Below are 25,232 nucleotides of genomic sequence, written 5' to 3' on the forward strand. Positions count from 1 at the left end.
CGCACCGTCGCTCGGTCGCCGGTTGGCCGGGCCGCGTCGCGCGGCCCGGCCAACACTCGTCAGGCCCGGGTCGGCAGCGCCCAGGTGCTGCCCGAGCAGGAGCCCAGGTAGAGCCCGGCCAGGTTGTTCGGGCTGGGCGCCGTCAGGCACAGGCCGGAGGCGGTGTGCCGCAGCACGTTGCCGGGTTCGACGGCCCAGAGCTGGGCCGCGTCCGTGGTGCCGCACGCGCTGGTGCCCACCTGCGTGCCGGACGCCGTGGCGCCACCGAGCGGCATCATGCAGTCGTTCCCCGCCGCGACGCGGCCGTCGGCGCGGATCGTCCACAGCTGCGCGTTGGTGTAGTTGCACCCGTACAGCCAGAGGCTACGGTTCGGGCCGCCACGGTCGACGCAGTTGCCGGCCGGGTGGATGATCAGCCCGGGTGCGCCCGGCGCGACGATCAACCACTCGAACGACGCGGTGCTCACGCCGGACGTCGACTGCGCGCGCACCGACACCGGGTACCTGCCCGTGGTGGTCGGCGTGCCCGAGATCGTGGTCCCGGTGAGGGTCAGGCCGGCCGGCAGCCCGGTCGCGGTGACGGTGGGCGTCTGGCCGGCGTTGGCCGTGACGCCGAGCGCCAGCGACACGGCCGTGCCGGTGACGGACTGCTGCGGGACCGGCGTGGTGATTCGCGGTGCGGTCGGCAGCGCCCAGACCTGCAGCTCCGTCGCCGCACAGTCCGCGAGCGTGAACTGCACGTCGTAGTTCAGCGACGGCGCGGTCAGACACTTGCCGGAGGCCGGGTTGCGCAGCTCGCCGTTCCCGGTCGGCTGCCACACCTTGTTCGCGGCGCCGTCGCAGGCACCGCGCGTGACGAGCGCGGACGCGACCATGCAGCCGCCCTGCACCTGTAGCGCGCCGTCCGAGCGGACGATCCACTGCTGCGTTTCGCTGTCGCCGCAGCGCCAGACCAGGATCGGGTTGCCGTCCGCGGTCCCGCCGCGCGAGTTGTCCAGGCACCAACCGCTCGCGTTGCGGATCTGACCGTGCAGGACGGTCCACTGGAACGACGTGGCGCCGGTGCCGCCGGCCGAGTCGGTCACCGTGACGATCGCCTCGCCGGATCCGACGGCCGTGGGCGTGCCGGACAGTACGCCGGTCGACGCGTTCAGGGTCACGCCGGACGGCAGGCCCGTGGCCGCGTACCGGCTGATCGTCCTCGCCGAGCGCGCGCCGATGGTCAGCGCCGCGGCGGCGGAGGTCGCCCACTGCCGCTTCGAGACGCCGTCGAGCACGACCGGGGCGGTCGGCAGGTTCCAGACCTGGCCGGCGCGGGCGTTGCAGGCGGCGACCGTGAGCTTGACGTTGGCGTCCGCAGTCGGCGCCGTGAGGCACTTCGCGGTCGCGGTGTGCCGCAGCGTGCTGCCGGAGACGGCCCAGACCTGCGCCGCCGCGGTGCCGCAGTCGCTCAGCACGGCCGCGACGCCGTCGGCGGCCACGGTCACGCACTTGCCGTACACCTCGAGGCGGCCGTCGGTGCGGACCGTCCAGACCTGGGCCTTGCCGCCGTTGCAGTTCTGCAACTGGATCGGGTTGCCGTTGTCGCCACGGTCGTTCGCCGACTCGGCGCAGTGCCCGTTGACACCGAGGACGCGCCCGTCGCCGACCTGCCAGGTGAAGGACGCGGTGCCGGTGCGGCCGGCCTCGTTCGTCACGGTCAGCGTGACCGCGGAGGTCCTGATCGTGCCGACCGTGCCACTGATCATCCCGGTCGAGGGGTGGATCGACAGCCCGGCCGGCAGCCCGGTCGCCGACCAGGTGAGCCGCTGCGTGGTGTCCAGGTTCGACACGAACATCGCCTTGCGCATCGTGCTGCCCCTGGGGGTGCCCTGGAAGCCGGGGTTCTCCACCGAGATGACGTCCTGCCGCAACCCGGCCGGCGGTGTGAAGAGCTGGAGCGTCCCGGCCGTGCAGGTCGCCAGCGACAGCCGCGCCTCCCAGGTCGCGGCTGCTGCGGTCAGGCACCGCCCGGTGGCCGGGTTGAGCAGCTCGCCGCTGCTGCGCGTGGCCCAGACCTGCGCGCTGGAGCCGTCACAGCCGCGCAGCACCACCTCGGCCCCGGCGGTCATGCACCTGCCCTGCACCTCGAACCGGCCGTCAGGGTGGGCGGTGAACAACTGCGGGGGGTTGTTGTCGAGGCAGAAGTAGAGCTGGAGCGGGTTGCCGTCCGTGGTGATGCCGCTCTTGTTGTCCACGCACATGGAGCCCGGCCCGGTGAACGCCCCACGACCCAGGATCACCGTCCAGCGGAACGACGCGGTGGTGCTGGCGCCGGCGGCGTTGGTCGCGGTCACCTGCACGGTGCTGGTGCCACCCGTGGTGGCGGTGCCGCTGATCACGCCGGTCGTGGTGTTGATCGACAGGCCGGCGGGCAGGCCGGCGGCGGCGAAGCGGACCGCGGTCGGCGAGGCGACCTTCCTCAGCGTCACCGCCTGACCGATCGAGGTGTACTGCGCGCCCGGGTTCGTGACGGTGGGGTTGGCGCACCGCGTGTTGAGTAGCCGATCCGGCGACCCGGCGCCCGGGTCGGAGATCACATCGGTGGTGGCGCAGTTGACCAGCGCGTCGCGGACCTGCGCGGGTGCGGACGACGGGTGCGCGGCCAGGTGGACGGCGGCGGCGCCGGCCACGATCGGTGCGGCCAGCGACGTGCCGCTGGACGCGACGGTCGCGTCGTCGGCGGTCCAGGCGCCGGTCCTGATGTCGGTGCCGGGCGCGAAGATGTCGACACACGAACCGTAGTTGGAGAAGCCCGCACGGCGGTCCCGGTCGTCGGTGGCGCCGACGACGATCGCCTCGGCGACGCGCTGCGGCGAGGTCGCGCAGGCACCGTTGTTGGAGTTGCCAGCCGCGATGACGTAGGTGACGCCGGACGCGATCGACGTGCGGATCGCGTCGTCCAGCGCATCCTGCGGGCCGGTGGACCAGCTCATGTTCACCACGGCCGGGCGCGCCGCGCTGCTGGTGACCCAGTCGATCGCGGTCAGCGCGTCGGCGGCCGCACCGGCACCGGCACAGTTGAGCACCCGCACGGGGTGCACGGTCGCCTCCTTCGCCACCCCGTATGCCGTGCCGGCGGCCGCGCTGGCCACGGCGGTGCCGTGCCCGCCGCAGTCGTTGTGGTCGGTGCCGGGAGTGCTGTTGCCGATCCGGCCGGCGAACTCAGAGTGCGTGGCGCGCACGCCGGTGTCGAACACGTAGACGTGCGCGCCGGAGCCGTCGTTGTCGTAGTCGTAGGTGCCGCTGGGGGTCCGCACGGCCTGGTCGACCCGGTCCAGGCTCCAGGACGGGTTGGTCTGGGTGCCGGTGGTGGTGACCACCAGGTCCGGCTGCACGGTCGCCACGCGGGCGTCGTGCGCGAGCCGCTCGGCGTCGGCGGCGGACATGCGTACGGAGAAGCCGTGCAGCGCGGCGGTCCAGACATCGCCGAGCCTGCCCGAGTAGTCGGCGGCCAGGTCGCGGGCGTCCGAGCGGATCCGGTCGGCCTTGGCCGCCTTGACGGTGACGATGTAGCTGCCGGAAATCTCCGTGCCGGCCGCCGGGGTGGCGCCCTGCGCGGGCCGGGACGCGGTGGCGTCCGCGGTGACCACGCTCGGGGCGGCCGCCGCAGTGGCCCCGGGCGCGGCGGCGGCCGGAGCGACCGCGGTGCCGGCCGGGGCGGCAGGAGCCGGCCGGGGCGGCGTCGGGGCGGTGGGGGTGCCGGCGATCGGCGCGGCCACGGAGGTGTCGGGATCAGGGCTTTGCGGCACGACCGCCGCTGCGGTCACGGCCAGCAGCGGGAGCGCCAGCAGTGCGGCGGCCACCGGCAGGAGACGGCGCCGGGGCGCGCTCCTCGGCTCTGGGAGATGATTCATTCAGGGGTTTCCTCCGGTCGAGGCTGTGGTCGGCTGGCCGGTACGACAGCGGTGAAACCCGCCGCATTCAGGCGTGCGTCATGCTATATGCCATCCACTGTGGAGAAACAGCGCGAACGCCCCCTGTGCCTCCTCGCCGGGTCGGGCCACGGAAGCGTCAGACGGTCACCTCGCCGCGCACGAGCGCCTTCGCGACGACGGTCCGCAGGATGTCGTTCGTGCCCTCGCCGATGCTCATCAGGATCGAGTCCCGGTAGAGGCGCTCGACCTCGAACTCCGTGGAGTAGCCGTAGCCGCCGTGCACCTTCATCGCGTCGATCGCGGCCTCCAGGGCGACCTCCGAGCAGAACACCTTGGCCATGCCGGTCTGCCCGTCGGCGCGACCGCGCCGCACCGCGTCGGCCGCCCAGTACGCCATCAGACGGGCGGCCTGCAACTGGATCGCGATGGTCGCGAGCTTGAGCTGGACCGCCTGGAACTCGGCGATGTGCCTGCCGAAGGCCTTGCGCTGCCGGGCGTACGCCAGTGCCTCGTCGTGGGCGCGCTGCGCGATGCCGACCGACCGCGCGGCGATGTTGACCCGGCCCCACTCCAGGGCCGACAGCGTCTGCTTGAGGCCGACGCCCTCGACGCCGCCGAGCAACCGGTCCTTCGGCACCCGCACGTCGTCGAGGAGGACCTCGCAGGATTCGGTGCCCTTGTAGCCGAGCTTCGGGATGTCCCGCAGGACCGCGAAGCCCGCCAGCGTCGCGTCGACGAGCAGCACACTCATGCCGGTGTGCGCGGGGATGGCGTGCGGATCGGTCTTGACCAGCACCGGCAGCGGGTCGGCGTACCGCGCGTTGGTGATCCACATCTTGGTGCCGTTGACGACGTAGTGGTCGCCGTCGAGGCGGGCGGTGGTGCGGATGCCCTGCAGGTCGGTGCCGGCGTCCGGCTCGGTCAGGCCGATGCCGGTGCGCCGGGCGCCGGTGGCGAGGTCGGGCAGATAGGCCCGCTTCTGCTTCTCGGTGCCGTGCATGGCGATCATCCGGCACGCCAGGGAGTGGCTGCCGAGGATGCCGGCGATGCCCATCCAGCCCCGGGCCAGCTCCTCGAACACCAGCGCGAACGAGACCGGGTCGAGGTCCAGGCCGCCGTATTCTTCCGGCACGGTGATGCCGAACAGCCCCAGCTCGGCCATCCCCCGCACGATCTCCGTCGGGTAGCGCCCGGCCTGCTCCCACTCCCGCGCCACCGGGATGATCTCGCGGTCGACGAACGTGCGCAGCAGGGCGCGGAAGTCCTGCTGCTCCTCGGTGAGCGTGAAGTCCATCTGTGAGCCTCCGTCAGCGGTGGAAGACCGGCAGCGCCCGGCCGTCGTCGAGGTCGCGCCAGCCGACGCGGACCGGCTCGCCGATCCGCCAGTCCGGGCCGTCGAGCGTGGAGAGCACGATCGGCCCCTCGGCGAGGCGGATCCGAGCCACCGTGTACGGCACGGCGACCCCCGGCGCGGGCGCCCGGTGCACGACGGTGAACGTGTCCACGACGCCGTCGCCGGAAGCCTCGACGAACGCGAGGCCGGCGGTGGACGAGCAGCCGACGCAGAGCGCTCGCGGCGGGTGCTGGACATGCCCGCAGGACCCGCAGGTCTGCAGCGTGTAGCGGTGCTCCCGGGTGGCGTCCCACCAGCCGGCCGTCACGTCGTCGGGCGGCGGCACGTTCATGACCCCACCCCCAGCACGACCGTCGCGTGCGTGGAGAGGATCCCGCCGGTGCCGTGCGCCACGGCCACCCGGGCGTCGGGCACCTGCCGGGCGCCCGCCTCGCCGCGTAGTTGGCGGACCGCCTCCACCAGCAGCAGCACCCCGAACTGGCCGGGGTGGCAGTACGACAGGCCGCCGCCGGAGGTGTTCAGCGCCAACTCGCCACCGGGGCGGATCCGGCCGCCGGAGATGAGGTCGAGCACCTCGCCCGGTCCGCAGAAGCCCAGCGCCTCGATGCTGAGCGCGGCGGTGATGGTGAAGGAGTCGTACACCTGGAGCACGTCCACGTCGGCCGGCGTGATGCCGGCCCGGGCGAACGCCTCCCGGCCGGACTCGCGCGCGCCGGTGACCGTCAGGTCGTCGACGGCGGTCATCGACGCGTTCGTCGACAGCTCGCCGTAGCCGAGGACCCGCACCGGCGGGTGCCGCAGGTCGCGGGCCCGCTCCAGCGCGGTGAGCACGACCGCCCCGCCGCCGTCGGTCACCAGGCAGCAGTCGGCGACGGTCAGCGGGCTGGAGACCATCGGCGCGGCGAGCACGTCGTCGACGGTCAGCGGCCCGGCGCCGTGGCGGAACGCGACCGGGTTGAGCAGCGCCCACTGCCGGGCGGCGACGGCGATCTCGGCCAGCTTCTCGCGCGTCCCGCCGTAGCGGTGCAGGTACCGCTGCGCGGCCATCGCGTAGTACGACAGCGGGTACAGCGGGCCGTACGGCGTCTCGAACTGGGCCTGCGGGGTGTGCTCCTCGGCGGTCCCGCCGAGGCTGCGCGAGCGCGCGGAGCGCTGGTTAGACGCGAAGCTGATCACCACGGTGGAGACCTGGCCGGCCTCGATCGCCTGCGTGGCGCGGGCGACCATCATCTCGGCGGCCGACCCGCCGACGAACGTCGAGTCCACCCAGCGGGGTCGCACCCCGAGATACTCGGCGAGCTGCGTGGTGGAGAAGCGGGACACCCCCGTGGTGGCCAGCCCGTCGACGTCGGCGAGGGTCAGCCCGGCGTCGGCGAGCGCCCGGGTGACGGCCTGGGTCTGGAGCGTGAGCGTGGACTTCCCGGTGCTGCCGAGGTCGCACTCGGCCGCACCGACGATCGCGGCGCCGGTCACCGCGCGCCCGGCCCGTCGGCGGCGCCCAGCAGGACCGTCGCGTGCGCGGGGCGCGCCGCCGGCCGCTGCGGGCCGTACCCGCTGGCCAGGATCGTGGCGTGCAGGTCCACCCGGACGCGGTCGGCGCCGACCTCGACCACGGTGCCCTCGCACCGCACGGTCTCGCCGGCGAACATCAGGTTGCGGAACGTGAACGACAGCTCGTGCACGAAGCAACGCGGGCCGAGCGCGTCCTGCAGCAGCTCGACGAAGAGCGCGCCGAAGACCTGACCGTCCACGACCGGCCCCGGGACCCGCGCGGCGGCGACGAACTCGGGGTCGTAGTGCAGGCGGTACCAGTCCCAGGTCGCGCCGGCGTAGGCGACCATGTCGGTGAGCCGGATGGTGCGCTCCAGCGGGGGCAGCGCGTCCCCGACGTTCGGTGTGACCCGGGATGTCATCCGGCACCGTCCAGACCGACCAGGATGATCGTCTCCTCGTTGACGGCGAGCAGTTCGCCGTCCTGGTTGGTGTACGTCGCGCGCGAGGAGACCACGAGCATGTCCGCGCCGGTGCGGGTCTGCTTCTCGGTCAGGTCGTGGATCTCCCACGTCGCGGTGATGACGTCGTCGGGGCGTACCCGGCGGTGGAACGTGTAGCTGTTGCCGCCGCGGACCTGGCGGGTACCGGGGACGTCGAGGCGCCAGGAGTGCCCGGCGTAACCGTCGCCGTCCATCGGGAGGTTCGCGTACTGGTTGGTCTCGCAGATCAGCGTCGGTGGGGCGGTCACGCCCGGCAGGCCCTGCGCGCGGGCGAACTCCGGGTCGGAGTACAGCGGATTGTCGTCGCCGACGGCCAGGCCGAAGTATCGGCCGGCCGCGGCGCCGAGCGGTTCCGGGGCGGTGTAGACCTTCCTCGTGCCCAGCAGCGCGCGCAGGTCGTCGGTCAGCAGGCTCACGCCGGCTCCTCCCCCACGCCGGACGGCGCCGCTGCCGGGTACACCGCCGTCGGGAACACCTCGAACAGGAACTCGGGGCGCAGCAGGGCCTTGCAGATCGCCCCGGTCGACGCCGGCCAGGGCGGGCGCAGCAGCCGTTCCCGCACGGCGGCCACGCCCCGGTACGCCGGCAGCGCGGACTCGACGCAGTATTCGGTCGTCTCCAGCAGGTGCTCCGGGCCGAGACCGGCGTGGCGCAGCAGGTGCAGGATCGCGCCGTAGGTCGCCTCGGCCTGCGCCACGATGTCGTCGGGGTGCAGGGCCTGCTGCGTCTGCATGTCCAGCGCCGCGAAGCCGGACATGTACAGCGTCCGGCCGGCCCTGACCCCGGGGGCGTAGGTGAGCGTGTCGTAACGCGACCAGCCGGGGTTGACCAGTTCCAGGGGGTGCCGGGAGGCGGTGACGTCGATCGCGACGAGCGCGTCCGGGTGGTGCAGCCGGCTCATCAGGATGCCGCCCGCGCCCGGGTAGACGCCGGCGCCGCCGAGGCGTTCCCTGCGCACGCGGTGCGTGCGGCGGTAGACGTCGCGGGTCCGCGGGGTCGAGTAGTCGTAGGTCGTGACGACCGAGTCGAGGGAGAGCCCGGCCGCCGTGAGCAGGTCCCCCGCCCGGTCCAGGCAGTAGGCGTACTGCGCGGCGAAGTCGCCGGGGTGGACCACGGCGCCGGTGGCGTCGACCGGGAGCATCGTCGGCAGGTACACCGCGCCGTCGTGGCCGGTCCGCGCGGTGCTGGCCCGCCAGGTGCCGGACCGCCGGGGCTCGCTGGCGACCAGCAGCTCGCCGCCGCCGCGCACGGCGTGCAGCTCGACCTCCAGCAGCGCGGTACGCCGCACGAGCCGCTCGACGACGACCGTCCGCAGCACGGGCTCGTGGTCGCCGAAGACCTCCCGCCGCAGCGTCGCCGCCGCCTCGTACTCGGCGAGCCCGGCGACTGTCACGTTCTCGGTGACCCGGGTGACGTCCCGCGGCCCGAACCCGGCCGCCGCCAGGATCGTCAGGACCTTCTCGTACGCGGTGCGTGCCTGCGCCGCCATGTCCCCGGTGACCGTCATCCTGCCGACGGCCTCGTCGAGGGCGGCGGAGGTGTGCCCGGAGGTCCAGGCCGCGTCGCCCTCGGCGAGGCCGAGGCAGAACGTGAAGCTGTCGTACGGGAACCAGGGGAAGGACTGCGGTCTGATGGCGTGTGGTGTCACGGGCGGTCCCTGCCTGTGCCGGCGGCGGCCAGCGCCGCCATGAGCGGTTCGAGGGTGTCCAGCTCTTCGAGGCGGCGCAGCAGGTCGACGACCTCGGTGGGGTCGCCGCCGGCGTTGGCGCGGAACTTCGCGAGGAGCTGCGCGTCGGTCAGCGGGTTGTCCGGGCCGCCTCCGCTGCGCGGCACGCCCCCGGTGACGGTTGAGCCGTCGAGGAGCGTGACGCGGGCGGCGCCGGGCGCGTCGGCCGCGGCCCCGCCGGTGGGGGTGACGTGCCAGCGCACCAGCCGGGCCACGCGGTGCACCTCCGGCCGGCCGAGCGAGCCCGGCTCGTACGTCGCAGTGCCCAGGTCACCGTCGACGACGGCGGCGGCGACGCTCCACGGCAGCGAGAACTTCGCCGCGTACGGCGACGCCGGCCGCGTCAGGTCCCGGCGGGTGTCGCAGACCGTGGGCACCGAGTCGGGGTGCACGTCGACGTCGATCGCGGCGACGTCGCCGGGCCCGACCCCGCCCCGGCGCACCGCGTCGCGGACCGCGTCGATCGCCGCGTGCGAGAGCTGGCACGCCGGGTAGGGCTTGATGCCGATCCGGGTGGTCTCCCAGCGGGTGCCGAGCCCGGCGGTGACGGACGCGAGGTCGACCGGGCCGGTGGCGAGCGCTTCGTACACGCCGTGCGGGCCGTCGAAGACGTTCGCCGGGCCGCTGGCCCCGGCGGCGGCCAGCCGGGCGGCGAGGATGCCGGCGTGCGCGGCGAAGCCCGGGTGCAGCTGCTTCGTCGACGCCCCGCCGTGCAGGAAGGCGAGGAGCCCGCCGGCCTGGCTGCCGGCGATGCCGAGCGCGTCGGCGGTCGGTGCGGCGCCGAGGCCGAGCAGCCGGGCCGCGACGATCGCCGAGGAGAACACGCCGGCCACCATCGTGGCGTGCAGGCCGCGGGCGTGGAAGCCGTGCGGCGCGGCGGCGGCGACCCGGCACACGGTCTCGTAGCCGACGACGGCGGCCTCGAGCACGGCGCGGCCGGCCGCGCCGACCTGCTCACCGACGGCGAACGCGGCCGGCAGCACCACGGCTGTCGCGTGCACGAGGCCGCCGGCGTGGGTGTCGTCGAAGTCCAGCGCGTGCACGAGCGTGCCGTTGGCGAGCGCGGCGGCCGGCGCCCCGACCCGGTCCCGCGACCCGATGATCGTCGCCTCCGGCGGCCCGCCGAGCGCCCGGGCGACGGCGACGGCCGGGATCGGGGACCACCCGCCGGGCTCCCCCGCCGTCGGCGTGGCGGCGCGCAACCCGCCCAGTGCCGTGCCGACCCCGTCGAGCAGGTGCCGCAGCGCCGCGGCCCGCACCTCGGCCGGCACCTCGACGTGGCCGGTCCCCCACTCGGCGAGTTCCTCGGCGATCATCGTGACGCGGCCGTCGGCTCGGGGTTGTCGGCGGCACCCGCGCCGGGTGCCGGCCCGGCGGCGCCGAACGCGCCGGGTGCCGGCCCGGCGGCGCCGAACGCGCCGGCCGCCCGCAGCGCCGCCACCTGCTGCGCGTCCAGGCCCAGGATCTCACCGGTGACGAGCGCGACGTCCTCGTTGCGCTGCGGTGCCCGGCGGTAGGTGGGCGGCTCGTCGCCGACCCGCACCGGGGACGCGAGCTGCCGCACCTCGCCGTAGCGGGGGTGGTCCGTGGTGACCACGAGGTTGCGGGCGCCGGTGTGCTCGTCGGCCAGGGCCGCGCCGACGTCGTTGATCGGGCCGCACGGGATCGAGGCGGCGTAGAGCTGCCCGAGCCAGTCGTCGACCGTCCGCTGCCGGAAGATCGCCGCCAACCGGGGCACCAGGTCGGCGCTGTGCTCGCGGCGGGTGGCGAAGGTCGCGTACGGCGAGCCGGCCTCGGCCCACTCCGGGTGGCCGACGATGCGGCACAGCCGGGCCCAGAACTTCTCCTTCGCGCAGCCGACGACCAGCCAGCCGTCCCTGGCCTCGAACGCCTGGAACGGCACGAGCGACGGGTGCGCGGAGTGGTGCGTGCGGACCGGCCGGAACCCGGCGTTCAGGTGCCATGTCGCGGGGTAGGTCAGCATCGACACCGCCGTGTCGTAGAGGCTGACGTCGCAGTCCATGCCGACGCCGTCGCGGCGGGCGGCGTGCACCCCGGCCAGGAGCGAGATCGCGGCCACGAAGCCGCCCGAGTAGTCCACCAGCGACAGCCCGGACTTGGTGGGCGGCCCGTCCGGCTCGCCGGTCAGTTCCATCCATCCGGCGAGACCCTGCAACACGTAGTCGTAGCCGGGCTCCCGCTTGCGCGGGCCGGTCATCCCGAACCCGGTGAGCGACACGCACACGATGCGCGGGTTGAGGTGCTTGAGGTCGTCGTACCGGATGCGCATCTTCTCCGGCACGTCCCCGCGCAGGTTGGAGTAGACCACGTCGGAGACCCCGACGAGCCGCTCGAAGACGCCGCGCCCGGCGGCGGTGTTCAGGTCGAGGGAGATGCTGCGCTTGTTGCGGTTGAACGTCTCGAAGAAGAGCGAGTCCTCGTCCTCGGCGTACGGCGGCACGTACCGGCCGACGTCGCCGCCGGCCCCCGGGTCCTCGATCTTGATGACCTGGGCCCCGAGGTCGGCCAGGTGCACGCTGCCGAACGGCCCGGCGCCGTACTGCTCGACCGCGATGATGCGCAGATCCTCCAGCGGTCTCATGCGGACGCCCCCGTCAACTCACCGATCAGCGCGATGATCTCGTCCTGGGCCGCGCGGATCTCGGCGGGCGGCAGCCCGTGCGTCGGCGGGCTCAGCTTCACGGTGTCGGCGATGCCGTCGTAGGCCGCGATCCGGGCGGCGACGTCGTCGCGGGTGCCGGCCATGGTGAGCGCGTCGACCATCCGGTCGCTGACGCTGTCGGCGAGCTGGCCCGCGCCGGCACCGGCGCGGAAGGCGTCGATGACGGCCTGTTGGTCGTCGGCGAGGCCGTGGAAGGCGAAGAAGTCGGCGTACGTGCGGACCGTGGCGTAGAAGCCGACCAGCCCGGCGGCGCGGCGGCGGGCGAGCGCGGGGTCGGCGGCGACCGCGCAGCACGCGGAGACGACCACGTCGAGGTCGTGGCGTGCCCTGCCGTCGGCGCGGTCCAGGCCGAGCGTGAGGTCGGGCAGGATCTGCTCCCGCAGGTAGCCCGGTGAGCACAGCTCGTGGCTGATCCAGCCGTCGCCGATCTCGCCGGCCAGCCGGGTCATCAGGGGGCCCATCGCGGCGAGGTAGACCGGGATCGGTCGCTGCGGCACCGGGTAGGGCCGCTGGTAGCCGCGGACGAGCATCGGCGCGAACTCGCCGTCGGCACGGATCTCGGCGCCGGTGGCGCAGGCGTCCCAGAACAGCCGGATGTTGCGCACCGTCTCGCGCAGGCGACCGACCGGCCGGCCGAACGGCACGTTGTGCCAGTCCTCGTTGAGCCGGCGCACCCCGGAGCCGATGCCGAGCACGAACCGGCCGCCGGACAGCTCGTCCAGGTCGAGCGCCTCCAGGGCGGTGATCATCGGGCTGCGGGTGAACGCCAGCACGATCGAGGTGCCGATCCGGGCGGTCGACGTCGCCCCGGCCAGGGCCGCGGCGGTGCCGGTCGCACTGCGGTGCAGCTCCGAGACCCACAGCACCTCGGCGCCCGCGTGTTCCGCCCGGCGCCCGGCGTCGGCCAGCTCCGCGAGCGTCGCACCCCACGGCTGGTACGTGAGCCTCATGCCGTCTCCCTGCCGTCGCGCTCGGGGGCCAGCGGGGACTTCCCGACGGGGAAGTTGTTCTCGACCTGCTCGGCACCCCGGCGGTAGACGTAGAACGTGCGCTTGAAGGAGCAGACCTCGTCGCCGTGCTGGTTGAGCGTGCGGGTGCGCACCGTGACGATGCCGGCGTGCGGGCGGGACGCGGACTCGCGCTTGGCCAGCACGAGCGACTCGCTGTGCAGCGTGTCGCCGGCGAACACCGGGTGGGTCATCCGGATCTCGTCCCAGCCGAGGTTCGCGAACGCGTTCTGGGTGAGGTCGGTGACGCTCTGCCCGACCGCGATGGCCACCGTGAGGGTCGACACCACGAGCGGCCTGCCGAACTCCGACCGGGCGGCGTACTCGGCGTTGAAGTGCATCTCGTTGGTGTTCATCGTCAGCAGCGTGAACCAGGTGTTGTCGGTCTCGGTGACGGTGCGCCCCAGCGGATGCTGGTAGATGTCTCCGACCTCGAAGTCCTCGAAGAACCGCCCGGTCCAGCCCTGCCTGAGTCCCACCGGCGGATCTCCTCCCGATACCGAACACCGGCCCCGAGCCTATTTGTCAGACATTTAGCTGTCAAGGATCCGCATCGATGCACGACGCCCGCCACCAGGGAGTTAGGCGACACGACGATGATCCGCCGGTGTCTCGACCGAAAAACCCTGACCTTTTATGACAGAGGGTCGGTCCCCTCGTACGCGCGGCGCACGGTGGCGAGGTGCTCGCGCATCGCCGTGCGGGCCCCCTCGACGTCACCGGACTCGACGTACGAACAGATCCTGGTGTGCTCGGCGTCGATCTGCGACCAGTAGTCGGCGGGCATGTCGTGCTGCTCGGTGCGGGCCTGCAACACCCGGAACAGCGGCTCGGACATCACCCCGAGCAACTGGTTGCCGGTCGCGTCGACCAGGACGCCGTGGAAGTTGCGGTGCTCGCGGAACTTCGTCCCCCGGGCCCGGGTGAGCTTCTCCCGCTCGACCGCCTGGCGCATCAGCTCGACGTGCTGGTCCTCGCGCCGGAGCGCGGCCAGCGCCGCCGCCGGGACCTCGATGCACTCGCGCGCCTCGAGCAGGTCGTCGAGCGCGATGTCGCGGGCGCCCGACATGAGCCCGAGGCTCATCTCGAGATACTCGCTGACCTGGTCGAAGCGCACCCGCGCGACGAACGTGCCGCCGGTGATCCCCCGCGTCGTGCGGATCAGGTCCTTCGAGGCGAGCACGCGCAGCGCCTCCCGGACCGTGCTGCGGCTGACCCCGAAGATCTCGGCGAGCTCGACCTCGGTGGGCAGCCGGTCGCCGGAGGCCAGCGAGCCGTCGAGGATCCGGTCGCGAAGCTGGTCGGCGACCTGCTGGTACGCGGGCAGCACGCGGGTGACCGCCAGCGGCCCGGCGGCGCCGGGGCGGCCCGCGCCGGTGCCCACGGGCCGCCGCGCGCGACCGGTGCTCACGTCCTTCGCCATGCTGACCTCGGCTCCTCACGCTTTGCCGGCCCGCGCACCCGGCCGGAACAAGCCCGATCCTGCGGCCACGTCGACCCGCGGGGGTTCGTCACGAACCCAACAACGGTAGGGCATGCCCACCGGGGTGCCGGCGCATCACCCTCGCCCGCGCGCCACGTCGCCCCCCGCGAGGTACTCGTCGCGGATCACCCGCTTGAGGATCTTGCCGCTCGGGTTGCGCGGCAACGCGTCGACGACGTGCCACTCGCGGGGCACCTTGTAGCGCGCCACGTGCTGCCGGACGTGGCCCTCCAGGGCCCCGACGTCGATCCGCGTCCCCGGGCGGCCGACCACGAACGCGGCGACGCGCTCGCCGTACGTCTCGTCGGGTACGCCGAGCACGGCGACGTCGTCGACCGGCGCGTGGCGGGCGATGACCTCCTCGATCTCGCGCGGGAAGATGTTGATCCCGCCCGCGATGATCATGTCCTTCTTCCGGTCGACGATGGTGATGAAGCCCTCCTCGTCGCGCACCGCCACGTCCCCGACGGAGAAGAACCCGTCCGCGTCGTACCCGGCCCGGGTGGCCTCCTCGTCGTCGAGGTAGCCGGCCATCAGCAGCGGCGAGCGGGCGAACAGCTCGCCGGGCTCACCCGGGGAGACCTCGTTGCCGTCGTCGTCGGTGAGCCGCACCTCGTTGAAGAACCAGGGATGCCCGACGCTGCCGGCCCGGCGCAGGGCGAACTCCGGGCGCAGGTTGGTGACGATGGAGCACTCGGTCGAGCCGTACAGCTCGTGCACCTCGACGCCGGGGAACGCGGCGATCACCCACTCCTTCAGCGCGACCGGCAACGCGGCGGCGTTGAAGTAGAGCGTCCGCAGCGCCGACAGGTCGTACCGGGCGGCGGGCTCCGCACAGAACCGGCGGATGTGCTGGGCGTGCGTGGGCACCAGGAACACCGTGGAGGCGCGGCTGGCCACCATCATGTCCAGCAGCCGCTCCGGATCCCAGGTCGGCAGCACCGTGCACGAGCCGCCGAGCATCGGGGCGGCGTAGGCGAACGCGAACCCCGCGCCGTGGTACATCGGCGCGACGGCGATGGTGCTGCGGTTGGGGCCGAGCCCGTAGTCCAGCCCGACCCCGAACGCGGTGAGGACCCGTCCCCGATGGGTCAGCAGGACACCCTTGGGCCGCCCGGTCGTGCCGGAGGTGTACGTGACGCAGAAGGGGTCCAGCTCGTCGACGGGAACCTGCGGATCGACGGCCCGGCCCCGCTGCAGGAACGTCTCGTACCGCTCGCCGACCCCGCCGGCGAAGCTGAGCACGAGCGGCAGGTCGTCGAGCAGCCCGTCGACGTTGCCGGCGAGTTCGTCGGCCAGGATGATCCCCCGCACCCGCGAGTGGGCGAGGATGTAGGCGTTGTCCGAGCTGTTGTTCTTCGTGTTCAGCGGCACGGTCGGGATGCCGGCCTTGGCCATCGCCGCCGCTATCTCGAAGTACTCGTGGCGGTTGTTGCTCAGCACCGCGATCCGCTCACCGGGGGCGATGCCGCGCGCGAGCGTCGCGGACGCGAGCCGGTTGGAGCGCTCGTCGAGCGCGCCGAACGTCACGGCATTCCCGCCGTCGACGACCGCGACCCGGTCGGGGGTGGCCCGACCGAACTCGCGGATCCCGGCGGCCATGTTGAGCTGAACACCCTTCACCCGGTGCCGTCCTTCCTCGTGGCCCAATATGTCTGACGTTAGTCAAGGCGGGCACCACAGTCAGCACCCGATCGGCTCTTTGTTCGCGCATTGGGTGCCAGACGGCACGCATACGCGGGCATCGCGCCGACCTTGACAGGTCGGCCACCCTTTCCTCAGACTTTTCGCCGGAAGGCGGTGCCGATGTGTTGACACCGGGCGGTTGGACACCGGGCGGCGCACCCCGCCGGCCCGGGCACGCGAGCGGGACGACGCGTGCGTGACGACGGCGGGCGACAGTCCTCGCCGCTCATGGCGGCCGGCGCCGGCGCGCTCCAGCTCGTCGCGCTCTTCGGCAGCTTCGCCGCGACGCCGCTCTTCCCCCTCTACAGCGCGGCCTGGGACCTCGAACCGGCGCACGTGAGCGTCGCCTTCGCCGGCTATCCCGTCGGCGTGCTCATCGTGATGACCCTCCTCGGCGGCCTGTCCGACCTGATCGGCCGCAAGTGGATGCTGCTGCTCGGCGCCGCGCTCGTGTTGACCGCGTTCGTGGTGACCGCCGCCGCCTGGTCGCTGCCGGCGCTGGTGGCCGGGCGGATCGTGCAGGGCATGGCGACCGGGTTGATCGCCAGCACGAGCGCCGCCGCGCTGCTGGAGTTCCATCCGCGCGGCCCGCGGGCCGGCAGCCTGGCCCACGCGGTCTGCACCACCGTCGGGATGGGACTCGGCCCGCTGCTGTCCGGCGTGCTCGCCGAGGGCACCGACCGCCCGCTCGTGGTGCCGTACGCCGTCCTCGCCGCCCTCGCGCTCGCCCCGCTGGCGCTCGTCCTGCCGGCACCCGGCGACCGGCGGGTCACCGGTGGGGCCCGGATGGTCCGGGCGGTCCGGGTCCCGCGCGGGATCTGGCTCCCGTTCAGCGTCGCCGCGCTGTCGCTGATGATGTTCAACGGCTGCATGGCGCTGTTCGGCACGTTCGGCTCGCGCATCCTCGCCGAGGGCGCCGGCCGCGCCTCGACCGGCGGCACCGGTGGCCTGCTGAGCCTCCTGCTCGGCTCGACGCTGCTCGCGCAGCTCGCCCTGCACCGGCTGCCGGCGGCCCGGTCGGCCTGCCTCGGCGTGCTGGGCACCGCGGCCGGCACGGCCACCACGGCGCTCGCCCTGCACGTGGCCAGCGCCCCGGCGACGTTCGCCGGCACCGCGCTGATCGGGTTCGGTGGCGGGCTCACGCTGCTCGGCGCGAACCGGTTGATCGGCGAGTACGCTCCCGCGCACCGCCGGGCCGAGACCTACGCCGCCTGGATGGTCTGCGCGTTCGTAGCGCTCGGCGGCGCCTCCGTGGCGACCGGGCTGGCGCTGGGCGACACGTCGCTGACCCTGGTGCTCACCGGCGCGAGCGGGATCATCGCGCTGTGCGCGGTGTACGCGCTGCTGGTGACGCGGTTCGGGCTGCATCGTCGGTGAGCGTGGGCCCGGCCCGGTCAGAGGCCGTAGCGGGCGAGCACGTCCCGCCTGCCGGGGGTGAGGAACTTGCGGGTCATCCGTGCGGTGGTGAGCCACGCGATCGCGTCGCCGTTGCGGGTGCTCGCCAGCATCCGTTCGACCAGGTAGGGCGCGACCTCGTCGACGTGGTCGCACAGGATGTTGAGCTGCCTGCGCTGCCGCGCCACCTGCTCCGGCGCGGTGGCGGCCTCGCGCAGCCACCCCTCGGTAATGAGGATGCCGGGGCGGATCTGGCCGATCCGCACGCCGGTGCCGGCGACCTCCCGGGCCAGCGCCCGGGTGAAGGAGTCCAGACCGCGCTTCGTGGCCGAGTAGACCCCCATGCCGGGGCGGATCCGGCCGTCGCTGCCGCCGCCGAGCACGTTGAAGACCTGGCCGCCGCCGGCGGCGAGCATGCCGCGGACGGCGACCTGCGAGCCGTACACGGTGCCGAGCATGTTCGTGGTGACCATCGTGCGGACGTCCTGCGGCGTGGTCTCGACGATCGGCCGGGTGGTGTTGGCGACGCCGGCGTTGTTGATCCACAGGTCGACGCCGCCCAGCGCGTCGGTCGCGGCGCCGAAGAGCCGCTCGACCTGCGCGGCGTCGGTGACGTCCGCGGCGAACCCGTGCACGGCGGGCGCCGCTTCGGCCCGCCCGCGCAACCGGGCGACGGCGTCGTCCACCGCGGTGCGCGAGCGCCCCGAGACGACGACGCGGTGGCCCCGCGCGAGCAGCTCGCGGGCGAGCGCGAAGCCGATCCCCCTGGTGCTGCCGGTGATGACTGCCTTACGCATGACGGCTCCTGTCCAGGTCGGATGAGCGGGTCCGGTCAGTCGCCGGCCAGCCGGGCCGCCGCCTGGGCCAGCGGCACCACGTCGGCGTACTTGGCGTCGAGGTCGAACAGGTTGGCCTCGTGCGGGCCGGGATGCCGGTCGGCGCACGCCTCACGCACCACCATCGGGCGGAACCCGTGCTGCAGGGCGTCGACAGCCGACGCGCGGACGCAGCCGCTGGTGGAGAAGCCGCCGAGCACCACCGTGTCGATGCCGGCCGCGGTGAGCCAGGCGGCCAGCGCGGTGCCGGCGAAGGCACTGGCGTAGTGCTTGTACACGATGTGCTCGCCCCGGGCGGGCGTCACCTGGGCCGGGAAGTCACCGAGCGGGTTGCCGGCGGCGAACGCGGCCAGCGCCGGCACCTTCGCGGCGAACAGGGGCGCCTCGGCGCAGGACTCGTCGGCGTAGCGCACCGCCGTGAAGGCCACCGGGACCCGGGCCGCGCGGGCCGCCGCCACCAGCGCGGCCATCGCGGCGAGCGCGGCCTGCGCGGTCTGCAGGAACAGCGGCGACGAGGGTACGGCGTACGCGGCGACCGGGTCGACCAGCACGAGCGCCGGCCGGGTGCCCCAGCCGAGCCGGCGGGCGAACCCGGCACCGGTGTAGTCGGCGCCGAGCGCCGTGCCGTCGGACATCTCAGACCATCCCTCCGCGCGCGGGGCGGCGCGCCGCTCGACGTCGGACCCGGGCAGGCCGGTGCACCTCGTCGTCGTGCCGACCCGGCCCGGCTGACGGCGCCGGGACGGACAGCTCGGCGCAGTCGTCCGACGCATCGTATGCCTCGGATACGGCGTTTCGCTAGGGGGAACAATGCGGGCGACGGGCTTGCCGCGCCCGTGGAAACAGTGTTTCCATTGCAGCCATGCTGGTCCCGGGCGGCACCGAAGTCACCATCGCCGGTCACCGGGCGCCCCGGTGCCCGGTGACCGGGGGCGCACCGGGCGCGACGCCGCCGGGAAGACCCTGTAACGCGAACTGAGGAGCAGCGGTGCGAGCGCACGTCGAACTGATTCACGAGAACGACTACATCTGGCACGTCGGCGAGCTGCCGCACGGCGAGGGCGGGGTCCGCGAACGCCGGCTCTCGACCGACGAGGAGGACGGGTCGTCCTCGCTGTCACTGCGGTTCGACAGCGACTGGGGGCGCGGCCCGGGCGTGCCGCACGCCGACACCGAGTTCTTCGTACAGTCCGGCTCGCTGACCTACGGCGGTCAGGAGATCGGCCCCGGCGGCTACCTACAGGTGCCGCGGGGCGTGCCGATGGACTGGATCAAGATCCGCGAGGGCTCGTCGGTGCTGCACTGGCGCGAGTACGGCGACTGCGGTTTCGACGTCGAGAAGGCGCAGTGGGACCCGGTGTCGGCGCGGTGGGACACCGCCGTCGGCGAGGTGTCGGTGGTGGACTCCAACGCCATGGAGTGGACCGCCGCGCCGACGATCGGGCCGATCACCCCGCTCTACATCAAGCTGCTGCACCGCGACCCGGTGACCAACTTCTACACCCGGCTGATCCGCGCCCACAAGGGCTGGAGCGACCACCGGCTGGCCCACCACCCCTGCTACGAGGAGTTCTACACGCTCGGCGGGAAGATGGCGTACAACTTCGGCGACATCGACGAGGGCACCTACTGCTTTCGGCCGGCCGGGGTGAAGCACGGCCACTTCGTCGCCGAGACCGACATCGACTGGATCATCCGTTCCGACGGCGAGCTGGTCAACTGGTACACCACCGACGAGTGGGTCAAGTGGGGCGGCACGGCGACCAACTACCACGAGCACGACGAGGCGCCGGTCATCTCCAGCCTGCCGGTGCGGTCCCGTTCGCGCGGCCCGTGGTCCGGCGACGGCATGTGACGACGACGGGATGTGCCGCGGCCGGCGGCCGTGGCACATCCCGACCGCGCCCGCCCTGCGGACCCCCCGCCGGCTGGCGGATGTCCCCGATGGCTGGCGGATGTCCCCGATGGCCCGGGACGACGAGCCGACCCGCGGCACGGACGCCCGGCGCGCCCCGGCCCCGGGTCGCGCCGGGTCGATCACCCGCCCGTGAGGTGCCCGCGGCTCCGGCTACCGGGCGACGTACGCACCCCGCGGCTCGCCGACGACCGCCCCGTCGCGGAACGCCACGTGCCCGCGTACCACCGTCGCGACCGGCCAGCCGCGGACCTTGCGCCCCTCGAACGGGCAGTGGTCCTGCCCGGAGAGCAGCAGGTCGGTCGTCACCTCCCGCTCCAGTTCCGGGTCGACGATCGCGAGGTCGGCGTCCGCGCCCACGACGAGGTTGCCCTTGCGCCCCCACAACCCGTAGGCCCGCGCGGGGTTCGCCGATGCCAGCTCCGCGATCCGGGTCGGTGACAGCCCGCGCTTGTGCATCCCCTCGCTGATCAGCAGTGGATAGAGCAGCGCGCTGCCGCCGAAGCCCGGCAGGGCCGGCCAGAGCGCGTCGCCCTTGTTCTCCTCCAGGCAGCACGCGTGGTCGGAGGCCACCCAGTCGACCGAGCCGTCGCGCACGCCGGCCCACAGCGCCTCGGTGTCGGTCACCGTGCGGATCGGGGGGTTCACCTTGCCGCCCAGCCCGGTCAGCGCGTCGTAGGACAGGCAGAGGTGGTGCAGGGTGACCTCGGCCCGGATGTCGGCGCCGGGCAGCGCGGCGCGGGCCGCCCGGGCCGCGTCGAGCGCGTCGGCCGAGGAGAGGTGCAGCAGGTTGACCGGGCAGCCGGTGGCGCCGGCCAGGGTGGTGGCCTCGCCGATCGCGACCCGTTCGGTGAGCGGCGGGCGGGCGTCCGAGTACGCCTTGAGGGTCTGCGGGTCGCCGGCCGCCCGGACCCGGTCGATGAACAGCCGCATCAGCTCGGCCTGCTCGCAGTGCAGCGACAGCGAGACGCGCCGGTCCGTGCGGTTGGCCGCCGCGACCGCCTCCATGATCTGGTAGAGGTGCCCGAGATCGTATTCGTCGCTCATCGTGAAGGACTTGGCGTCGCGGGAGTCCGCGCTGAGGTTGAAGCCCTTGTAGAACATGTAGTACTTGAACGACGACACGCCGTGCCCGTCGACCAGCGCGGGCACCTCGCCGATCTGCGCGGTGTCCATCGGCGCGAGGTGGAAGCCGTAGTCGGTGTAGGCGCGCCCGCCCACGGCCGCGAGCACCTCCGGGAAGATCTCCGCGTACGCGCCGGTGCGGTTGAGGTAGTGCTGGCCGGTGCGGAAGTAGGACAGCACAGTGGTCGCCCCGCCGACCAGGGAGGAGCGGGTCTCCTCGGCGGCGTCCTCGGCGAGCGACCGGTAGATGCCCAGGTGGTAGTGCGCGTCCACCGCCCCGGGGAAGACCAGCTTGGCGTCGGCGTCGAGCACCTCGGCGGCGTCGGCCGGGTCGAGATCGGTCCCGATGGCGGCGATCCGGCCGTCCCGGGTGGCCAGATCGGCCCGGACCGTCCCCACGTACGGCAACACCAGCGTGCCGCCCTTGACCAGCAGGTCGTAACGCGCCACCGCGCACCCCCTTCACCTTCAGCGTTTCGGACAATGTAACGGGGTTTCCATTGTCGGGAAAGGGCGGTTAGATTGGCGTCCCGAACCTCGAACGGTCCCCAGCGGAGGTCCCGTGCCCGGTGCACTGAACGGCATCACCGTGGTGGATGCCTCCACGCTCTTCGCCGGCCCCCTGGCCGCCACCATCCTGGGCGACTACGGCGCCGACGTCATCAAGATCGAGCATCCGGTCAAGAACGATCCCGCGCGGGGCCACGGCCCCGCCAAGGACGGCGTGCCACTGTGGTGGGCCATGCTCGGCCGCAACAAGCAGACGGTCACCCTCGACCTCGGCCAGCCCGACGGCGCCGCGCTGGCCCGCCGGCTGCTCGCCCAGGCCGACGTGCTGATCGAGAACTTCCGGCCCGGCACGCTGGAGCGCTGGGGCCTGGCCCCGGAATCGCTGCGGGAACACAACCCCGGGCTGGTCGTCGCCCGGGTCACCGCGTTCGGCCAGCACGGGCCGTACCGTGACCGGCCCGGCTTCGGCACCCTCGCCGAGGCGATGAGCGGCTTCGCGGCCATCACCGGCCAGCCGGACGGGCCACCGACGCTGCCGCCGTTCGGGCTCGCCGACGGCATCGCCGCGCTCACCTGCGCCCAGGCCGTCACGACCGCGCTCTACCACCGCGACGCAGGCCGGCCCGCCGGCGGCGGCCGCGGCCAGGTCATCGACCTGGCGATCATCGAGCCGCTGGTCACCGTGCTCGGCATGCAGGCGATGGCGTACGACCAGCTCGGCACCGTGCAGCAGCGCAGCGGCAACCGGTCGGTCAACAACGCCCCGCGCAACACCTACCGCACCCGCGACGGCCGCTGGGTGGCGATCTCCACCAGCGCCCAGGCGATCGCCGAACGGGTGCTACGCCTCGTCGGGCACCCCGAGGTGATCGACGAGGAGTGGTTCGCCAGCGGTGTCAGCCGGGCGCAGCACGCCGACGAGCTCGACGGCTACGTCGGGGGCTGGATCGCCGAGCGCGACCTCGACCAGGTGGTCGCCGAGTTCGAGGCGGCCCAGGCGGCGGTCGCCCCGATCTACGACATCGCCGACGTCTTCGCCGACCCGCAGTACCAGGCCCTGGACACCGTCACCACGGTGCAGGACCCGGTGCTCGGCCCGCTGCGGATGCCCAACGTGCTGTACCGGATGTCCGAGACACCCGGCGCCATCGCGTGGACCGGGCGCCCGGCCGGCGCCGACAACCAGTCCGTGTACGGCGACCGCCTCGGCCTCAGCGCCGACGAGCTAGCCGACCTGCAGTCGAGAGGCGTGATCTGAGTGGGCCCACGCACCGGTGGACCGCAACCCGAGCTCGCCCCCGGCCTCACCGCGCTGTGGACGACGCTGGCCGGGGCCCGGGTCGTCGACCTGGCCCAGCCGATGCGCCGGGGCATGCCCCAGTCGCCGAACCACCCGCCGTTCCGGATGGTGATCGAGCGCCGCCACGGCGACCTGGTACGCGCCGACGGCGGCAGCGCCGCCAACGAGGTCATCATCACCGGCGGGCACGTCGGCACCCACGTCGACGCGCTGGCCCACGTCTCGCAGGACGGGCTCGTGCACGGCGGCCGGCCGGCCGCGGCGGCGCAGTCGCACGAGGGCTTCGCGGAGCTGGGCATCGAGACGTTCGACCCGTACGTCGGGCGGGCCGTGCTGCTCGACGTCGCCGCCGTGCACTCCACCGCCGTGCTGCCGGCGGGCTACGAGATCACCCCGGACGACCTGGAGCGGGCCGCCGGGCACACCGGGATCGCGCCGGGCGACGCGGTCCTGATCGGCACCGGCTGGTCGCGCCGGTGGAGCGAGGGCGCGGCCTTCGTCGGGCTCGCCGACGGCGTGCCCGGTCCCGGGGTGGCCGCCGCGCGCTGGCTCGCCGAGCGCGCCCCCAGGGTGGTCGGCGGCGAGACGATCGCCTTCGAGCACCTCCCGCCCGGCCGCGGGCACGCCGCCCTGCCGGTGCACCGGATCCTGCTGGTCGAGGCGGGGATCAACATCGTGGAGACGATGAACCTGGCCCCGCTGCTGGACACCGGGGCCCGGGAGTTCCTGTTCGTGCTCAACCCGCTGCCCATCGTCGGGGCCACCGGCGCCCCCGTCCGCCCGCTGGCGGTCCTGCCGTGACGGCGGCCGCGGGCACGCACGAGCCCACGCTCAGCGCCCGGCTGGCGCGCTTCGCGGTCGACTGCCGCGACCACGGGGTGCCCGACGCCGTGCGCGCCGACATCCCCGGCCGGGTGCTGGACATCCTGGGTCTGGCCCTGGCCGCGCACGCCGACCCGGGGGCCGAGGCCGCGGCGGCCGCGCTGCGCTCCGTGCGGCGCTGGGGCGGCGTCGGCGAGGCCACCGTCATCGGCTCCGGCGACCGGCTGCCCGCACCGGCCGCCGCACTGGTCAACGGCGTGCTGGCCCACTCGTTGGACTTCGACGACACGCACCTGCCCTCGGTGCTGCACCCCAGCGCCAGCGTCGTGCCGGCCGCGCTCGCCGCCGCGGAGGCGGTCGGGGCCGGCGGCGCGGCCCTGGTCCCGGCGGTGGCCGCCGGGATCGAGGTCACCAACCGGCTCGGCATGGCCGGCTACCTGCCCGAGACCGGGGTCAACGTCTACTTCGAGCGGGGCCAGCACGCCACCTCGATCTGCGGCACGATCGGCGCGGCCGTCGCCGCCGGCCTGCTCCACGGCCTGGACGCCGCCGGCATCGGCCACGCCATCGGAATCGCCGCGAGCATGGGCGCCGGCATCCTGGAGGCCAACCGCACCGGGGGCTCCGTCAAGCAGGCCCACTGCGGCTGGGCCGCGCACGCCGGGGTGAGCGCGGCGGTACTGGCCGCCGACGGGCTGACCGGGCCACCGACCGTACTGGAGGGGCGGTTCGGCTTCTTCACCGCGCACACCGGCGACTTCACGGCCGACGCGCTGCTGGGCGGGCTGGGCACCGACTGGGAGGTGCTGCGCACGGTCTACAAACCGTACCCGTCGAACCACTTCACCCACCCCGGCGTCGACTGCGCGCTGGCGCTGCGGGCCGGCGGGCTGGACCCGGCCGACGTCGCCGAGATCGAGCTGGGGGTGGCCGCCCCGGTGCTGCGTACCATCGCCGAACCGATCGCCGAGAAGATCCGGCCGCGCAGCGCGTACCACGCGAAGTTCTCCGGGCCGTACACGATCGCGGCGGCGCTGCTCGGCGGCGGCGGGCTGGGACTGTCGCTCGACGACTTCGCCGGCGAGCTGCCGGCCGACCGGCTGGCGCTGGCGGCCCGGGTCCGGTGCGTGGCCGATCCCCGGGCGTCGGAGTTGTTCCCGCGTGCGTTCGCGGCGGTGCTGCGGGTATGGACCCGCGGCGGCGCCGTCCTGGAGCACCGGGTGGACTCGTCGCGCGGCGGGCCGCAGCATCCGTTGAGCGCGGCGGACCTGGCGACGAAGTTCCAGCTCAACGCCGAGCGGGCCGTTGCACCGGAGCGCATCGCCGCGCTGCGCGACGCCGTGCTCGGCGCCACCGGCGCGGGGGTGACGCCATCGGCGCTCCTCGCGCTGACCGCGCCGGCTGCCTGAGGGCGGCCCCGGCCCGGCTGACGGTTCCGGGCCCGCCACACCCCACGCCGCCCGCGCCGGGAGACCCCGG

General features: G+C 73.8%; 21 protein-coding genes. 5 read left to right on the forward strand and 16 right to left on the reverse strand.

The features are described from left to right. Nucleotides 1–59: 59 nt before the first annotated feature. From ACQ452_RS17370 to ACQ452_RS17430, 13 genes are all read right to left on the reverse strand, one after another. A complete protein-coding gene (locus tag ACQ452_RS17370; protein ID WP_433385769.1) occupies nucleotides 60–3,896 on the reverse strand; it encodes a ricin-type beta-trefoil lectin domain protein in 3,837 nt (1,278 codons plus the stop codon). A gap of 157 nt (nucleotides 3,897–4,053) precedes the next feature. Then, nucleotides 4,054–5,211: an acyl-CoA dehydrogenase family protein gene (locus ACQ452_RS17375; protein ID WP_433385772.1), complete on the reverse strand. Its 1,158-nt coding sequence runs from the start codon at nucleotides 5,209–5,211 to the stop codon at nucleotides 4,054–4,056. A gap of 13 nt (nucleotides 5,212–5,224) precedes the next feature. Beyond that, nucleotides 5,225–5,602 (reverse strand): Zn-ribbon domain-containing OB-fold protein, encoded by a 378-nt coding sequence (locus ACQ452_RS17380; protein WP_433385775.1) that lies wholly within the window; start codon nucleotides 5,600–5,602, stop codon nucleotides 5,225–5,227. Then, nucleotides 5,599–6,744: an acetyl-CoA acetyltransferase gene (locus tag ACQ452_RS17385; RefSeq protein WP_433385778.1), complete on the reverse strand. Its 1,146-nt coding sequence runs from the start codon at nucleotides 6,742–6,744 to the stop codon at nucleotides 5,599–5,601. Before ACQ452_RS17385 ends, ACQ452_RS17380 begins: the two co-directional genes overlap by 4 nt. Continuing rightward, on the reverse strand, nucleotides 6,741–7,184 hold the full coding sequence (locus tag ACQ452_RS17390; RefSeq protein ID WP_433385781.1) for a MaoC/PaaZ C-terminal domain-containing protein: 444 nt from the start codon (nucleotides 7,182–7,184) through the stop codon (nucleotides 6,741–6,743). Before ACQ452_RS17390 ends, ACQ452_RS17385 begins: the two co-directional genes overlap by 4 nt. After that, complete coding sequence (locus ACQ452_RS17395) at nucleotides 7,181–7,681, reverse strand: FAS1-like dehydratase domain-containing protein (protein WP_433385784.1); 501 nt, start codon at nucleotides 7,679–7,681, stop codon at nucleotides 7,181–7,183. The genes ACQ452_RS17390 and ACQ452_RS17395 overlap by 4 nt, the downstream gene beginning before the upstream one ends. Continuing rightward, nucleotides 7,678–8,913 (reverse strand): Rid family hydrolase, encoded by a 1,236-nt coding sequence (locus tag ACQ452_RS17400; RefSeq protein WP_433385787.1) that lies wholly within the window; start codon nucleotides 8,911–8,913, stop codon nucleotides 7,678–7,680. Before ACQ452_RS17400 ends, ACQ452_RS17395 begins: the two co-directional genes overlap by 4 nt. Then, a complete protein-coding gene (locus tag ACQ452_RS17405; protein ID WP_433385790.1) occupies nucleotides 8,910–10,307 on the reverse strand; it encodes an MmgE/PrpD family protein in 1,398 nt (465 codons plus the stop codon). The genes ACQ452_RS17400 and ACQ452_RS17405 overlap by 4 nt, the downstream gene beginning before the upstream one ends. Next, nucleotides 10,304–11,593 (reverse strand): CaiB/BaiF CoA transferase family protein, encoded by a 1,290-nt coding sequence (locus ACQ452_RS17410; protein WP_433385793.1) that lies wholly within the window; start codon nucleotides 11,591–11,593, stop codon nucleotides 10,304–10,306. Before ACQ452_RS17410 ends, ACQ452_RS17405 begins: the two co-directional genes overlap by 4 nt. Beyond that, the gene (locus ACQ452_RS17415) at nucleotides 11,590–12,624 is read right to left on the reverse strand and encodes an LLM class flavin-dependent oxidoreductase (protein WP_433385796.1); all 1,035 of its coding nucleotides are present in this window, start codon (nucleotides 12,622–12,624) and stop codon (nucleotides 11,590–11,592) included. Before ACQ452_RS17415 ends, ACQ452_RS17410 begins: the two co-directional genes overlap by 4 nt. Further along, a complete protein-coding gene (locus ACQ452_RS17420) occupies nucleotides 12,621–13,160 on the reverse strand; it encodes a MaoC family dehydratase (protein WP_433385799.1) in 540 nt (179 codons plus the stop codon). Before ACQ452_RS17420 ends, ACQ452_RS17415 begins: the two co-directional genes overlap by 4 nt. Nucleotides 13,161–13,315: 155 nt before the next feature. Beyond that, a complete protein-coding gene (locus ACQ452_RS17425) occupies nucleotides 13,316–14,104 on the reverse strand; it encodes a FadR/GntR family transcriptional regulator (protein ID WP_433385802.1) in 789 nt (262 codons plus the stop codon). Nucleotides 14,105–14,239: 135 nt separating this feature from the next. Next, on the reverse strand, nucleotides 14,240–15,787 hold the full coding sequence (locus tag ACQ452_RS17430) for a class I adenylate-forming enzyme family protein (protein WP_433385805.1): 1,548 nt from the start codon (nucleotides 15,785–15,787) through the stop codon (nucleotides 14,240–14,242). A 255-nt stretch (nucleotides 15,788–16,042) separates the two neighbouring features. On the opposite strand from ACQ452_RS17430, the gene ACQ452_RS17435 reads away from it, so the two are divergent. Further along, nucleotides 16,043–17,227 carry an MFS transporter gene (locus ACQ452_RS17435; RefSeq protein WP_433385808.1) on the forward strand — a complete coding sequence of 395 codons (1,185 nt, stop codon included), beginning with the start codon at nucleotides 16,043–16,045 and terminating at the stop codon, nucleotides 17,225–17,227. A gap of 17 nt (nucleotides 17,228–17,244) precedes the next feature. Here ACQ452_RS17435 and ACQ452_RS17440 read toward each other — a convergent pair whose 3' ends face one another. Beyond that, nucleotides 17,245–18,042, reverse strand: coding sequence for an SDR family oxidoreductase (locus ACQ452_RS17440; protein ID WP_433385811.1), 798 nt, complete (start codon nucleotides 18,040–18,042; stop codon nucleotides 17,245–17,247). 35 nt (nucleotides 18,043–18,077) lie between these two features. Continuing rightward, a complete protein-coding gene (locus tag ACQ452_RS17445) occupies nucleotides 18,078–18,716 on the reverse strand; it encodes an isochorismatase family protein (RefSeq protein ID WP_433385814.1) in 639 nt (212 codons plus the stop codon). 353 nt (nucleotides 18,717–19,069) lie between these two features. Between ACQ452_RS17445 and ACQ452_RS17450 the strand changes: the two genes are divergently transcribed. After that, complete coding sequence (locus tag ACQ452_RS17450) at nucleotides 19,070–19,936, forward strand: DUF4437 domain-containing protein (RefSeq protein WP_433385817.1); 867 nt, start codon at nucleotides 19,070–19,072, stop codon at nucleotides 19,934–19,936. A 213-nt stretch (nucleotides 19,937–20,149) separates the two neighbouring features. On the opposite strand, the gene ACQ452_RS17455 is transcribed toward ACQ452_RS17450, so the two are convergent. Continuing rightward, nucleotides 20,150–21,571: a dihydroorotase gene (locus tag ACQ452_RS17455; protein WP_433385820.1), complete on the reverse strand. Its 1,422-nt coding sequence runs from the start codon at nucleotides 21,569–21,571 to the stop codon at nucleotides 20,150–20,152. A 112-nt stretch (nucleotides 21,572–21,683) separates the two neighbouring features. Between ACQ452_RS17455 and ACQ452_RS17460 the strand changes: the two genes are divergently transcribed. The 3 genes from ACQ452_RS17460 to ACQ452_RS17470 are packed head-to-tail and all read left to right on the forward strand — an operon-like array spanning nucleotide 21,684 to nucleotide 25,162. Then, nucleotides 21,684–22,889: a CaiB/BaiF CoA transferase family protein gene (locus ACQ452_RS17460; RefSeq protein WP_433385823.1), complete on the forward strand. Its 1,206-nt coding sequence runs from the start codon at nucleotides 21,684–21,686 to the stop codon at nucleotides 22,887–22,889. Beyond that, on the forward strand, nucleotides 22,890–23,732 hold the full coding sequence (locus tag ACQ452_RS17465; protein WP_433385826.1) for a cyclase family protein: 843 nt from the start codon (nucleotides 22,890–22,892) through the stop codon (nucleotides 23,730–23,732). It abuts the gene before it with no gap. Further along, entirely contained in the window at nucleotides 23,729–25,162 is a 1,434-nt protein-coding gene (locus ACQ452_RS17470; RefSeq protein WP_433385829.1) for an MmgE/PrpD family protein, read from the forward strand. Before ACQ452_RS17465 ends, ACQ452_RS17470 begins: the two co-directional genes overlap by 4 nt. Nucleotides 25,163–25,232: the final 70 nt, after the last annotated feature.

The organism is Micromonospora sp. KLBMP9576 (assembly GCF_050941805.1).
Taxonomy (GTDB): Bacteria; Actinomycetota; Actinomycetes; order Mycobacteriales; family Micromonosporaceae; genus Micromonospora.